General features: G+C 40.5%; 10 protein-coding genes. 5 read left to right on the top strand and 5 right to left on the bottom strand.

What is annotated here, in order from left to right:
- Positions 1-62: 62 nt before the first annotated feature.
- Complete coding sequence (locus B2107_RS02350; protein ID WP_293952796.1) at positions 63-323, bottom strand: hypothetical protein; 261 nt, start codon at positions 321-323, stop codon at positions 63-65.
- Positions 324-778: 455 nt separating this feature from the next.
- Between B2107_RS02350 and B2107_RS02345 the strand changes: the two genes are divergently transcribed.
- The 3 genes from B2107_RS02345 (at position 779) to B2107_RS02335 (ending at position 4,475) form a co-directional block, all read left to right on the top strand.
- Positions 779-922, top strand: coding sequence for a hypothetical protein (locus B2107_RS02345; protein ID WP_293952795.1), 144 nt, complete (start codon positions 779-781; stop codon positions 920-922).
- 88 nt (positions 923-1,010) lie between these two features.
- Complete coding sequence (locus B2107_RS02340; RefSeq protein ID WP_293952793.1) at positions 1,011-1,379, top strand: hypothetical protein; 369 nt, start codon at positions 1,011-1,013, stop codon at positions 1,377-1,379.
- Positions 1,380-1,391: 12 nt separating this feature from the next.
- Entirely contained in the window at positions 1,392-4,475 is a 3,084-nt protein-coding gene (locus B2107_RS02335; RefSeq protein WP_293952791.1) for a lantibiotic dehydratase, read from the top strand.
- Between the two features lie 4 nt (positions 4,476-4,479).
- Here the strand turns inward: B2107_RS02335 and B2107_RS02330 are convergent, their stop codons facing one another.
- Together B2107_RS02330 and B2107_RS02325 are read right to left on the bottom strand one after the other, a co-directional pair.
- Positions 4,480-5,184 carry a LytR/AlgR family response regulator transcription factor gene (locus B2107_RS02330; protein ID WP_293952789.1) on the bottom strand — a complete coding sequence of 235 codons (705 nt, stop codon included), beginning with the start codon at positions 5,182-5,184 and terminating at the stop codon, positions 4,480-4,482.
- Between the two features lie 28 nt (positions 5,185-5,212).
- A complete protein-coding gene (locus B2107_RS02325) occupies positions 5,213-6,322 on the bottom strand; it encodes a sensor histidine kinase (protein WP_293952787.1) in 1,110 nt (369 codons plus the stop codon).
- Positions 6,323-6,567: 245 nt separating this feature from the next.
- Here B2107_RS02325 and B2107_RS02320 point away from each other — a divergent pair, with 245 nt between their 5' ends.
- Together B2107_RS02320 and B2107_RS02315 are read left to right on the top strand one after the other, a co-directional pair.
- Positions 6,568-7,050, top strand: coding sequence for an OsmC family protein (locus B2107_RS02320; RefSeq protein WP_293952785.1), 483 nt, complete (start codon positions 6,568-6,570; stop codon positions 7,048-7,050).
- Between the two features lie 84 nt (positions 7,051-7,134).
- A complete protein-coding gene (locus tag B2107_RS02315) occupies positions 7,135-8,370 on the top strand; it encodes a TCR/Tet family MFS transporter (protein WP_293952783.1) in 1,236 nt (411 codons plus the stop codon).
- Positions 8,371-8,500: 130 nt separating this feature from the next.
- On the opposite strand, the gene B2107_RS02310 is transcribed toward B2107_RS02315, so the two are convergent.
- Both B2107_RS02310 and B2107_RS02305 read right to left on the bottom strand, forming a co-directional pair.
- Positions 8,501-9,811: an efflux RND transporter periplasmic adaptor subunit gene (locus B2107_RS02310; RefSeq protein ID WP_293952781.1), complete on the bottom strand. Its 1,311-nt coding sequence runs from the start codon at positions 9,809-9,811 to the stop codon at positions 8,501-8,503.
- Positions 9,812-9,818: 7 nt separating this feature from the next.
- Entirely contained in the window at positions 9,819-14,141 is a 4,323-nt protein-coding gene (locus B2107_RS02305) for a CusA/CzcA family heavy metal efflux RND transporter (RefSeq protein WP_293952779.1), read from the bottom strand.
- Positions 14,142-14,149: the final 8 nt, after the last annotated feature.

Below are 14,149 nucleotides of genomic sequence, written 5' to 3'. Positions count from 1 at the left end.
TTAATCACTAATAAGATATGAAGGTTAAATTCAACGGAAAGAATTAATCTCTTTGAAACGCTTTACATTTCAACTTTTTCAACAAAACCGTAAATGATATAATCACCACGTTGTTCGAGTTTAATCGTTTCCACTCCATTCCCCATGGATGCATTGTTTTCTTTATCCATAAAATTTTGAATTCGGTCAAATGCGACACCGATTTTTGTTTCCCCGTCCCTATAAATCTGATATTTGGCGGAGCTTTGCCAGCTTACTTTTTTTCTAAATAACCGTAAACCTTCTCTTTTCAAAAAACAGTGCATTTCATTCGATAAATTCATATTCTCATTTGTTTCAATCGCTCACCCTACTCACCTCTTCATTTGGCAGACGCTTTTATCGTTTAAGGAATTACCTCAAAACTTATATCTAGCTTATCTATTGGAGCCACAAGATTTTGATGGCTAAAGAAATGGTTTTCCGAAGCTAAAATAGATAGGTCTAAGATAATGACCCAAATAGAATTCTACAATTAAGCTACCGCTATTTCATCGTACTCAAATGCTATTTCGTCGAATATGATAACAGCATACAGTTGCCCTTCTTTCACACAAATCATCTTCTGAAAGGTTGCATAAACAAAGTTTAGCATAAAATTAAACAGAAATAGCAACAGGCGCTATTTTTTCGTCGAATGGATTTTTTAGTTCGTCGGCTTCATTTTCCATTCCGTCGATATTTTTCGTCGTTCTTTTCCGTAGAAAGCATATTTGTGTACAATTTAAACGTATTATTTATGGAAAACATTGAAAATTTTTTAGCGGAAGATTTTGTATTGGATGTACAAACTGTCTGCGTGGTTGAACCGATCTCATTTTTTGATTTTGATGATATGGAACTAGTAACGATTAGGACAGTCACATCTTCAAAAGTAGTATAAAAGAGGATAAAGCTGTAAAGGCGTTCTGGTAGGCGTCTTTACAGCAATCGTCTTTGCGACCCCGATACATAAAAAACAAACCAAGTATATGACTTCACCCCAACTCAAATGTATTCTCATAGAGGATGAACCCTTGGCAACAAAAAAAATGGTTGAATACATCCATATGTTTCCAGATCTTCAATTGATAAGAATGGTCGAAGACATTGAAAATCCAGCATTATTTAGGCAAGATTTAAAATCGGCAGACATCCTATTCTTAGATCTCATCGTTAGCGGCGGCAATATCAGTACGCTTGCCGATTTGATCGTCGATATTCCTATCCTAATTATTACCTCCGCTTTGTCACATCGGCAATATCCTGAATTTATCAAAAATAGGAAGCATTTTGCACTGCAAAAACCAATTTCGCCCGAAATGTTTCAGTCCTGTATAAAACAGGTCATGAGATACTAGTCCCGCCTACCTATGTCATTATTCCAGTTATCCGATTATTTTCTTCTGCGGACACCATTACTTCCAGCTGCAGCTGCCGTTGATCTTTTAAGGATAAAAGAGGCAGATGTTATGGAAGAGAAACTTCGTCATCTGTTTCAAGGTGAGCGATTAAAAGAGGCACTATTTCTAGCAAGCCCCTCCTTCTCCGTGGAAGTAGAAAAATGGATTGACTACAAGAAAGCGAGTAACCCAAAAATAATGGCTTCGCTACTCAAATATGCGATTCGGATGAGCACAAGGAGTACGCCTTTCGGTTTATTCGCAGGTGTATCTTTAGGGAACGTTATAGCCTCCGAAAAAAAGGTGTCATTAATCAGGGGTAATACCCATAAAACTGTATTGAAACTCGATGCCTCCATTGTGACAGGGATTATTGCACAGGTCTCAAAAGACAGAAGAGTTTATAGTCAACTCAATTATCGCATTAATCCAACCTTATACTTAGATGGCAAGTATTACAAATACTATCAAAAAGTAACAAATGGGAAGAAAGGGCAGAATATACTAAAGCGCATAAGACCTACTCCTGTTTTGGATCGTGTCGTCGAATATTTCCAAAGCGATGAGCGAACTGCCAACTATCAATCATTGACTGATTTGCTGCAGCTTCTTGGAGCTTTAAAAGCACATGCTACCCTATTCGTCAATAACCTCATCAGTCTCGGGATTATATCCTCCGAATTACAACCCAATGTGATTGGTCGAGGTTATCTTGACAGTTTGATCAAGACGCTTGAAAGAGTGGATAAGGAGGGATATTATTTGAATGCTTTATCAAGGATACAAACACTGCTGCGTAGTTCTCCATCTGCCGTTAACATACAGAATGACGTGGTTAAATTATTGCAGCCTATAATTCCAGACCTCGACAGGAACAATTTGTTGCAGGGAGACCTACTTATTGAAATGGAAGACAACAAATTACCCAATACTGCATTAAATCACCTAAGCGATCAATTTCAGGATTTACTACCACTTTGCACGCCGGCAAAGTTGACAGATTTTGACCGGTTTAAAGCTGCATTCTCTGATAAATATGAAGATAGAATGATCCCATTGACTACGGCCTTAGACCCCGATACCGGTATTGGTTATGGCCGTCAGGAGGGTGTATACAATATAAATGATGAAATACTTGGAGAAGTAAAAAATATAGCCATAACTGAAGAAAAAAAATATGACGACCACCATTATCAAGACCTGGTGATTGAAAAATTTGTAGAAAGTGTAAAAAGTCATTTCACCGAAATTCAGCTAACCAAAAGCGATCTAGATCATATTGCTAAAGGGTGCAAACAGACTCCCAATGCCATACCTTCCTCGTTCTATGCCATTGGCAATCTTCTGAGAAGCTCACGTGAGGAACATTTATGCTTCAATCTGGGTACTATTGGTGGCTCGTCATCCGGAAACTTAATTTCCAGATTTGCACATCTGGATGAGAAATTGGCTAACAAATTAAAGGAATCTGCCAACAGCGAACAACAGCAATTTCCAAATGCAATACTCGCTGAGATATGCCATTATCCAGATAGCAATGCCGCAAATATTATTTCTAGACCAGCACTCCGAAGAGCATCCATCTGTTTGACCGCAACTATTGACAAAGAACAAGAACAAATTGACGTAAGTGACTTATACCTGTTTGTCAAAGACAATCGCCTAGTCTTGTGGTCCAAAAATTGCAATAAAATGGTTATCCCCCGTTTGACGACGGCCCACAATTTTGAGCAGGGTATGAATATCTATAAATTTCTTGCAGATTTCCAATTCCAAAATAACAGGCTGGATATCTCTTGGAATTGGGGAATTATGAAAGAACAGCCTAGGCTCCCGAGAATAAGCTACAAAAATATTATCTTATCCCGAGCGCAATGGCGCATTCAAAGACTTTCAAAATACCCAAGTCACCCCCACGATTTCGTGAAAAATATGCAGGCAGAGCTCAAAATCCCAACAATGGTTGTCATCAGCAGCGGCGATAATGAACTGCTGATAAATTTAGACAATCCTTTTTGCGCGGAAATACTATTGGATCACATCTGCAAAAGGGAAACAATTTTAATCGAATATATCCTGAACGATTATTCATCCGTTGTAAACGATAAAGATGGAAATGTTTTTGCCAATGAGATCATTATTCCAATTGAAGCTCAGCAGAAGACTTTCACAGATGAATCGGCCCCCCAAGAAAACAACCTAAAAAGATGTTTTCCCCTGGGAACGGAATGGCTTTACGCTAAAATTTATTGCGGATTACATTTTGCAGACACCCTATTAAAGGATCTTTTCCCCACGTTCATCGCTGCTATCAATCGAAAAAATGCCATAAAAAAATGGTTTTTCATACGTTATAACGATCCAGCTCCCCACATAAGATTGAGGGTGGAGCTTTCAGACCCAAGCTATTGTTCTTTCGTTGTCTCCACTATAAATCATCTATTGGAACAATTTGTGGAAGAGGGCCAGATTTCATCAATATCCTTTGATACTTACAAACGCGAGATTGAACGATATACCCCATTATGTATGGAACCTAGCGAGGAGTTATTCTTCCGGCAGAGCGAAATCATATTGATGGCAATCCAGCAAAGCAGCTCAATAAACGATCGCTGGCTTTTGGCTTTTCAACATATGGAATCGTTATTTGATGCTGCAAAATTTACGCTATTCGAAAAAAGAGATTTTTGCATCCAGATGAATACGTTGTATCAGCAAGAGTTTGACAATAATAAAAATCTATGGGTTCATCTAAACAATAAGTTCAAAGATAGGAAAGACTGGTTCGCTCAGCCATTAGACCACCTGGGAGAAACCAAAGAGAAACTAAGTGCAGTCCAATACAGCATATTCTCCACCTTACGGAAACATACAGATGAAGAAGAGTTCCGGTCAACCCGGGCCTCGTTATTGTCAAGCTATATTCACATGTTTATTAATCGATTGTTCATGTCGGATCAACGTTTGCATGAACTTGCGGTCTATCATTTTATGGTTTGCTATTATAAAATGCAGATCGGGAAACAGAAAGAGCGTATGGCCTCGATAAATTAAATTTTTATATCAGTCCCATCTTAGCAAAAAGCTGATTGCGGTATTGCAAACCTATACCGAGTTCTGTTCCATTTTTCAGAATTACTTTGCTTGCCTCAACACCCTTGATCTGCTTGACATTAACGATATAAGAACGATGCATGCGCGCAAACATATCCCATGGCAGTTCTGCTTCCATATCTTTCATGGTAGACAGTAAAGTTTGCATCCCTTCTACGGAATAGATCTGTATATAATCCCCCCAAGCTTTTAGGTAGAAAACATCCGTAGGATCTATAAAAATAGTCTTATTCCGATCCCTTATTTTAATCGCTTTTCTTTCTCCATTAGCGGCCCTTCTAGAAAACAGCATAGCCTTCTGAACTTTCTCTATTGCTTTGATTAACCTTTCTTCTGTCAGCTGTGGCTTTAAAATATAATCGATTACATCCAGTTCGAATCCATCGACGGCATATTCATAATGGCCAGTTATAAACACAACAAAAGGCGGATGAACAAGTCCTTTGAGAAAAGTAATGCCATCCATCTCCGGCATATCAATATCCGACAAAATAAGGTCTATCTCATGCTTTTTCAAGATATCAATGGCCTGCGACGGATTTTCAAATACACCCAATATTTCGATCAGCCCCAATTTGGAAACTAATTTCTCCAGGCGACCTCTTGCAATTGGCTCATCTTCAATAAGGATAGTTCTAATTCTATTCATAAGTACTTAGCAATCCACAGCTTTGGTGCTACGGCTTTTCTTCAGGAAGTAAAGTTACGACGAGATTAACAGTAAACACACCCTCATTTGACTTTATTTCCAAAATGTGATGATGGGGATAGTGAAGTTCCAGTCTTTTTCTTACATTTTCTATCCCTAAGCCACCGATATAATTTTCTGGTTTTGAAAGTTCCCTATACGCATTGGACACGTTCAAATGCACCTTATGGTCCTTCACTTTTATGGCTATGGATATCCATCCCGCCGATGAACTTAGGCGAGGTCCATGTTTGAATGCATTTTCAACAAACGGAAAGAAGATGAGGGGCACCATCATACAGTTCTCGTCATCAGCCGCCAGATTTAGATTGATCTGCACGGTCTCACTATAACGCAACTTTTCCAATTCAACATAGTCTTTAAGCAGTTGAAATTCGCGACTAATATCCACCTGGGGCTGGTTGCTTTCGTGAAGCAGATACACCATAATACTACTTAAACGCATCATACTTTCACCACCTCTTTCATCACGATCCGATACTAGCACATAGATACTATAAAGTGTATTAAGTAAAAAATGCGGGTTGATCTGGTATTTTAGAAAAGCGAGCTCCAATTGAACGTTGTTTAATTCCAATGCAGCATTTTTCAGTTCGAGCTTCGTCTTGGAATTTCTGACAGACATAAATGCCTGCACTATTTTTACGGTCAATGGTAGGGCCACTAAAAAAATAAAATCTAATAAATAATCGCTAAGGGAAGAAAGCCGAAAGGCTCCAAAGATTCCATTGCTTTGTACTATTTCGAGATAACTTGACAAACGAATATCTGGCGTCAAATATTTTAGTGTTAATATGGCACCAAAATAACTTAGAAACGACCACCAGGCGTAAATAAACAATAGCCATAAAATACACAGCAAAAACTTTCCCGAAATAAACCAACGCGGAATAATAACATAAGCTGTCACATAAAATATGGTCAATAAAGAAAATACATCTTTTAGAAACAATATCCACGAATTATGAATATCTATCCGTTGATAGGAAATAAATTGCATTCCCAAAACCAAAAACCAAAAACACAAATGAAGAAGAATACGTTTCCCCGTATTGTAATTTTGGAAAAAACTGTTCATAGATAGCATATCTTTCAAAAATATCACTCTAATATAAAAATATCATTTAGTTTGTACGAATGTAAATTGTCAGGAAATGCAGCAAAAACACATTTTCGAAAAAAAAAAGCTATTACTATCTTCCTTATATTTAACTTTACAGAACCGACAAAAGCAACAATTCGATAGGGCGCAAATAGGGAGCGAAAACAACTCTAAAGGTATACACGGTTCTCAATCTTACTATAAACTCTTACTTTTATTAAATGAGTTACAAACACGTTTTTAAAGTATCTTTAACTTGGCATCATGCTGAACAGCCCAATCTTCAGGGATTAAAAGTTTATAATAAAAGCCATTCCATTGCAATTGAGGGAAAAGCAGATCTTCACGTTTCAGCCGCAAAAGCATTCAAGGGCGACCCCTTATTATACAATCCAGAAGATCTGCTTCTCAGCAGCCTGGTTTCTTGCCATATGATGTCTTACCTATATGTATGTTCGCAAAACGGCATTCAGGTTTTATCTTATACGGATAACGCCCTTGCTACCTTGGCGACTGAAGGAGATGGCAGCGGCCGTTTTACATCGGTGACATTACACCCTGAAGTGATTATCGCAGATGATTCAAAAATAGAACTTGCTTTATCGCTACATAAAAATGCAAACAAACTTTGTTTTATTGCCAATTCATGCAATTTCAAGATACTGCACCATCCGACATGTAAAGCCATCAATACAGCATCTTAGCGCGATCGAAAATAAAAGACTGATTACAATTTAGTAATCAAATAACATACAAGTTTTTAAGGATTTGATTATTTTTGGAACATAATGGAAAATTCCAAGAAAAAAGCAGCAATCGGATTTATATTTATCACATTACTCATCGATATTACAGGTTGGGGAATCATCATTCCTGTTGTTCCTAAACTTATTGAGGAGCTGATCCATAGTGACATCAGCGAAGCGGCTAAATATGGTGGCTGGCTTGGCTTTGCTTACGCTTTTACGCAGTTCATATTTTCTCCTGTCGTTGGCAATCTCAGTGATAAATATGGGAGAAGGCCTGTTATATTGATTTCCCTTTTTGGATTCGCGGTAGACTATATCTTTCTTGCCCTTGCTCCAACTATAGGATGGCTTTTCTTGGGAAGAGTTATTGCCGGATTGACTGGAGCCAGCGTTACAACAGCAAGTGCCTATATTGCAGATATATCAACCGATGAAGATCGGGCGAAGAACTTCGGCTTGATAGGTGCTGCATTTGGTTTGGGCTTCATCATTGGTCCTGTTATCGGAGGTTTACTCGGCCACTATGGCGCTAGAGTTCCATTTTATGCCGCCGCTGGGTTGTGCATGCTAAACTTCCTTTATGGCTATTTTATTCTGCCTGAGAGCTTAGAAAAAAATAGACGCAGAGCCTTTGACTGGAAACGTGCCAATCCTGTTGGATCTTTTAAATTTCTCGGAAAACACCCGGAAATATCTGGTTTAATCGTTGCCTTAATTTTAATATATATTGCAGGACATGCTGTTCAGAGCAATTGGAGCTTTTTCACCATGTATAAATTCAATTGGACCGAAAGAATGGTCGGTATTTCGTTGGGTGTCATTGGTTTGTTGATTGGTTTGGTACAAGGTGTTTTGATTCGATGGACAACACCCAAACTTGGCGAACAGAAAAGCATTTTTTATGGTCTGACCCTTTATGCCATTGGCTTATTGCTATTCTCATTTGCGAGCCAAGGATGGATGATGTTCGCATTCCTAATCCCCTACTGCCTAGGCGGTATTTGTGGCCCAGCCTTACAATCGGTGATAACCAAAAATGTTCCTTCAAACGAGCAAGGGGAACTTCAAGGCGCATTGACCAGCCTGATGAGTGCAACGTCAATCATTGGTCCTCCGATGATGACCAATCTTTTCTATTACTTTACTCATGACAACGCACCATTCAAATTCTCCGGCGCACCATTTTTCTTAGCATTTGTTCTGATGTCAATAAGTGTAATAATTGTATATAGCGCTTTTAAGAAGAAGCGGAAACAACATATAAATCATCTTTAAATATCCGTCAATGGATTTTCGTTATGTTGCGCGATCCTGCGAAACTAGCATATAGCATAGCTGCCTTCCTTAGCTTTCAGTTCATATATATGACATTATTTGATTTCATTATGTGAACAAATGCTGATAATTAATGTTCGTGCCCACCTGTATTGCTCATTTTAGCATTGATAAAAAAGGCGCCCTTTACAACAATTTTAGTTCCGGCAGGAATTTCGCTAACCGGGGTAATCGCCGTATACCCCAAAGCAGACACACCTTTTTGAATCTCAATTTTTTCAAAATTAATGTTCTTGGCCTGTCCTTCTCCATGATTGCCGGCTTCTTTCTCGTTGCTATGCGCATGTTCTGCTTCGCCCTCATCGTGCGCATGCCCGTGATCGTCGTGCCCTTCATCATGCTCCTCAGGTTTCTTTTCTGTTTCTACAAAAATATAGTACCTGCCGTCGGCCTCCACAATGGCGTCATTCGGAACAGCCGGGGTCCGCACATTATTGATACCGATCATCCCCGTAATGTTCATTCCATCAATCAAGCCCACTTTGCTGCCCACAACGGTACTGTGCACAGCGATGGTCTTGCTGTCATTTTCAAAGGAAGAACCAATAGTAAATACTTTCGCGGTATACGTTTTGTCTGGATTGTTTGTCAGTTGGAAGTGTATTAACTGCCCCACTTTAACTAAGGGTAGATCCTTCTCAAACACCTGCAGATCCAAGTGCAGCAGACTATTGTCAACAATCTCAATTACCGGCGAAGAGACATCTACATAACTCCCAATTTTCGCAAAAACATTACTCACTGTTCCATTGATAGGGCTTGTCACGGCCAATGAAGTGCGCATATTGGACAGATTCACGCTATTGGGGTTAATGCCCATCAATTGGATCTGTTGTTGCAAAGAAGCCTTCCTAGCCCGTAAGCTGTTGAATTCTGCTGTTGCTGCCTGCAGATTTTTCCGTGCGCCCGCATTACCTTCATTAAGTTCCTGTTGCCTTGCCATTTCTTGTTCAGCTAAGGTAATCTTACTTGCAAGGGATACATATTCCTCCTGCAGCTGTACAAACTGCGGGTTGGTAATCGTAGCGATCACCTGCCCCTTACGTACATTGTCTCCCAATTGTACATTCAATGTCTTCACCACACCACCATAAAGCGCTGTTGCATTGGCTTTATTGTTATTGGGTACACTCAAAATTCCATTAGCCTTAAGGGTAGCCGTTAGTTCCTTCTCTTCAATACCGCCAAAAACGATACCCACGGCTTTGATTTGCGCCGCACTCAGTGCCGCTATGGTAACCGGCCCTTCCTCATGCCCTTCTTCGGATTTAGGCGCTTCCTTTCCTTCTGGTTGAACTTTATGCTTCGATTCTTTAGAACTGCAACCGTAAAAAACAGTAACGGCTACACATACGATAAATATCTTTATGAAAACTTTCATTGTTGGCTTATTTGTTATTGAAGTAATTATATTGAATTGCTGATTGATTATACTGATTAAGGACTTCTAAATAATTCTGGCGAATCCCTATAGCCTGACTTAAAAATTGACTTAATTCAGCAAAATTGATCTCCCCTGTTCTATAACCCAAACTAGCCGCTTTAATGATTGCATCGGCTTGTTTTAGACCCGAAGACTCGTAAAATTGCAGTAATGCACTGTTCTTGTCAATTTCAGCAAGTGCATTCCCTTTATTTGTCTGAAATACCTGCGTCTCATATTCTAACTTACGCTGTTGAACTTCCATTTCAGCGTTGGCAGCCTTTACTTTACTTTTATAAGCGCCTAGGCTAAAGACCGGAAAAGATGCGGAGACCGAGAATCCCGATAACGGATCCTTGGCTCCCCAAACACGTTGGGAGAAAAATCGACCCGAGAACTCCGGCTTATTTGTATTTTTCTGAACACTGATATTTGATGATGCGATATTTACATTTTGCTGCTGTAAAACAAGTAAAGGATGTACTGTTTCCTCAGATGGACTGGCGTTCACGATAATCTTCTCCAAGGGCTGATCCAAAGGAAGCATCCACTCATTACGGTCTAACAACATCATCAATTGCTGCTGCTGAATAACAATATCCTTTTTGTTTTGAACCAACTGAGCCTGCAGCTCTTTCAATTTTGCTTCTGCAGCGATCTTATCCAGCGCAGCGACATCACCAGTCTTAAAACGTAATTCTGTTGCTTTAAACATGCCGCTGTAGATACTATCCAACTCCATATACAACTTTTGGCGATCCTGGAGATACCAGAGCTGAAAATAGGCTGCCCTTACATCTTTGGTAATCGCAGATTTCAATACATCCGTATTTAGATTCGCATATTTTAGTTGCTGTTTAAAATAATCTTTACGCGCCGCATAGAGTCCGGGCCAGGCCATACTTTGCGTTACACCGATTTTCAGCAGCCCGGTCTTATCTGATGGACGATAGTCTTCATTTTCTGCAAAGATCCCTGTCTTGGGAATTTCGGTTGCCGTTTTGACATTAAAACCTGCTCCTGCGATCTCAGCCTGATTGATCTGAAACTGACGATTGCTCTTCAGCGCAAATTCCACAGCTTCTGTAACAGAAATGCGCTCCTGGGCAAACACCTGAAAGCCCAACATCATAAATAAGAAAATAAATATTGTAAAAAAGGTCTTAGCACCACTACTTCGTTTCATATTCCATTTAGAATTAAAAATTATATACAATAACGGCAGCACAAACAAGGTCAGGAAAGTTGCCGTTATTAATCCGCCAATCACAACGGTGGCCAGAGGCTTCTGAACTTCAGCGCCGGCACTTGTACTGATAGCCATCGGTAAAAAGCCCAGTGAGGCTACCGTCGCTGTCATGAGAACAGGACGTAAACGCGTCAAAGTGCCTTCTTTAACACGCTGAAAAATATCATCTACCCCCTCCTTTTTCAATTGATTAAAGGTTCCAATTAAAACAATACCGTTGAGTACGGCCACCCCAAATAAGGCAATAAAACCGATACCGGCACTAATACTGAAAGGCATGCCACGCAACATTAAAGCAAAGATACCTCCGATAGCACTCATTGGTATTGCGGTAAAGATGAGTGTGGCCTGCTTAAAGGAATGAAACGTGAAATACAACAGCATAAAAATAAGCAATAAGGAAACTGGCACAGCAATCAACAAGCGTGAGCTCGCCTTCTGTAAATTCTCAAACTGCCCCCCATAGGTGAAATAATAGCCCGCGGGAAGCTTTACATTTGCAGTCAATTGTCGTTCGATTTCTTTTACGACGGTTTGAACATCACGCCCGGCCACATTAAAACCGATCACAATTCTTCTTTTACCCGCTTCGCGGCTGATCTGTGCCGGCCCCAATTTGTAATCAATGGCAGCAACCTGAGAAAGCGGGATCTGCGTACCCGTATCTGTAGGAATCATCAGATTACGCACATCATCAATGCTGTTTCGGTGCGTTGTATCTAACCTGACGACCAGATCAAAGCGACGTTCATTTTCATAGATCTGTCCCGTACTCCGACCGGCAAAGGCAGTACTCACCACATCATTGACGTCCTGAATTGTCAATCCATAATTTGCGATACGGGTGCGGTCATAAACGATATTGATTTGCGGGAGACCGGATACACGCTCCACCTGTGGAGAAGTTGCCCCTTGAACAGATTGAATCTGAGCGGCAACCACATTGGCGTAAGCGGCCAGTGAATCGATGTTTTCACCGAAGATCTTTACAGCAACATCCTGACGGATACCCGTCATTAACTCGTTAAAGCGCATTTGAATCGGTTGATTTTTTTCGAAGAAAACACCCGGAATTACTTCTAGCTTCTCCAGAATAGCACGCCCCAGTTCTTCATAAGAACGGCCCGACTTCCACTCTTTTTGGGGCTTCAATACCACCATAACATCTGTTGCTTCCGGTGGCATAGGATCCGTTGGCACCTCAGCGGCTCCTGTCTTGCCAACAACCATCTTCACTTCAGCAAACTCTTTGATAATCCGGGAAGCCTGCATGGAAGTTTCAATACTCTGCGAAAGCGAACTTCCCTGCGGAAGTATGCAATGGAATGCATAATCACCTTCCTGCAATTGTGGAATAAACTCGCCACCCATATGCTTAAAAAAGAAGACCGATAAAGCAAAAATGGCAACAGTTAAACTCACGATCAGGTATTTAAACCGAATGGCTTTCTGTAATAAAGGGGCATAAATAAGCTGTAATCCCACAATCATGCGGTCGCTCAAGGTTTGATTGTCGTTCTGTTTTTTCGGCAGGAACAAAGCGCACATCATAGGAATATAGGTTAGCGAGAGAATCAATGCGCCAAAAATAGCAAACCCAACCGTTTGTGCCATTGGACGAAACATCTTCCCTTCAACCCCCACCAATGTTAAAATTGGAATATAGACAATGAGAATAATAATCTCACCAAAGGCTGCACTGGTACGGATCTTTGAAGCAGACTCAAATACCTCATGGTCCATTTCGGCCTGGGTCAATTTCTCGGTTGATTTTCGTAAGCCTAAATGGTGTAACGTAGCTTCCACCACAATGACGGCTCCATCCACAATCAAACCAAAATCTATCGCGCCCAAACTCATTAAATTGGCGCTTACGCCGAAGACGTTCATCAGTCCAAGTGCAAACAGTAAAGCCAGAGGGATTGCTGATGCTACAATAAGACCTGCCCGCAAATTGCCTAGAAAGAGTACCAAGACAAAAATGACGATCAGGGCACCCTCGATCAGATTTTTTTCAACGGTACTGATCGCACGCCCAACGAGATCTGTTCGGTCCAAATAGGGTTCTATGACGACATCATCCGGTAAAGATTGCTGAATAGTAGGTAATTTCTCTTTCACCCGATTGACCACCTCATTGCTGTTTTCACCCTTCAACATCATGACAACACCCCCTACCGCATCGACCTCACCATTGTAGGTCAGGGCTCCATAGCGCACTGCATGACCAAAACGCACATCGGCAACGTCTTTTACATAAATCGGTATAGATCCTGATTTGCGGATAGCAATATTTCTGACATCTTCCAAGGACGTCGCCAGACCAATTCCCCGGATAAAATAGGCATTCGGTTTTTTATCAATATAGGCACCACCTGTATTTTGATTGTTTTTCTCCAAGGCAGTAAATAGCTCCGGAATGGTGATATTCATTGCCTTAAGTCTATTCGGATCAACAGCTACTTCATATTGTTTGAGCTCACCACCGAAACTGTTGACCTCGGCAATCCCAGGTGTTCCATAGAGCTGACGGGCAACAATCCAATCTTGCATGGTGCGCAAATCTTTTGCATTGTATTTCTTTTCGCTACCCTTTTTGGGATGGATAATGTATTGATATACTTCTCCCAGTCCCGTACTTACTGGAGCCAGCTCCGGTTTACCAATACCTTGTGGAATCTGATCCACAGCTTCATTTAAACGCTCACCAATCAGCTGACGGGCAAAATAAATATCTACATCATCGTCAAAAACAACGGTAATGACAGAAAGGCCGAAGCGTGAGATACTCCTGATCTCTTCAATTTTGGGTACAGTCGCGATACTTTGTTCAATTGGAAAAGTAACCAATTGCTCCACTTCCTGTCCGGCAAGCGTTGGACAAGATGTAAAGATCTGGACTTGATTATTGGTAATATCGGGAACGGCATCTATGGGCAGTTTCGTCGCACTCCATGCCCCCCAAATGATAAGCAACAAGGTCATCAAACCGATAACAATCTTGTTCTTGATGCTAAATTTTATAATATGATCTAACACAATATACG

Source organism: Sphingobacterium sp. UBA7855 (genome assembly GCA_002500745.1).
In the GTDB taxonomy this organism is placed as follows: Bacteria; Bacteroidota; Bacteroidia; order Sphingobacteriales; family Sphingobacteriaceae; genus Sphingobacterium.
This window is presented reverse-complemented; position numbering and strand designations above follow the sequence as displayed.

What these genes read in the sequence shown, in the direction of transcription:
- B2107_RS02345 (WP_293952795.1), top strand. Translation starts at nt 779, where the DNA reads ATGGAAAACATTGAAAATTTTTTAGCGGAAGATTTTGTATTGGATGTA.
- B2107_RS02330 (WP_293952789.1), bottom strand. Translation starts at nt 5,184, where the DNA reads ATGAATAGAATTAGAACTATCCTTATTGAAGATGAGCCAATTGCAAGA.
- B2107_RS02340 (WP_293952793.1), top strand. Translation starts at nt 1,011, where the DNA reads ATGACTTCACCCCAACTCAAATGTATTCTCATAGAGGATGAACCCTTG.
- B2107_RS02320 (WP_293952785.1), top strand. Translation starts at nt 6,568, where the DNA reads ATGAGTTACAAACACGTTTTTAAAGTATCTTTAACTTGGCATCATGCT.
- B2107_RS02315 (WP_293952783.1), top strand. Translation starts at nt 7,135, where the DNA reads ATGGAAAATTCCAAGAAAAAAGCAGCAATCGGATTTATATTTATCACA.
- B2107_RS02325 (WP_293952787.1), bottom strand. Translation starts at nt 6,322, where the DNA reads ATGAACAGTTTTTTCCAAAATTACAATACGGGGAAACGTATTCTTCTT.
- B2107_RS02335 (WP_293952791.1), top strand. Translation starts at nt 1,392, where the DNA reads ATGTCATTATTCCAGTTATCCGATTATTTTCTTCTGCGGACACCATTA.
- B2107_RS02310 (WP_293952781.1), bottom strand. Translation starts at nt 9,811, where the DNA reads ATGAAAGTTTTCATAAAGATATTTATCGTATGTGTAGCCGTTACTGTT.
- B2107_RS02350 (WP_293952796.1), bottom strand. Translation starts at nt 323, where the DNA reads ATGAATTTATCGAATGAAATGCACTGTTTTTTGAAAAGAGAAGGTTTA.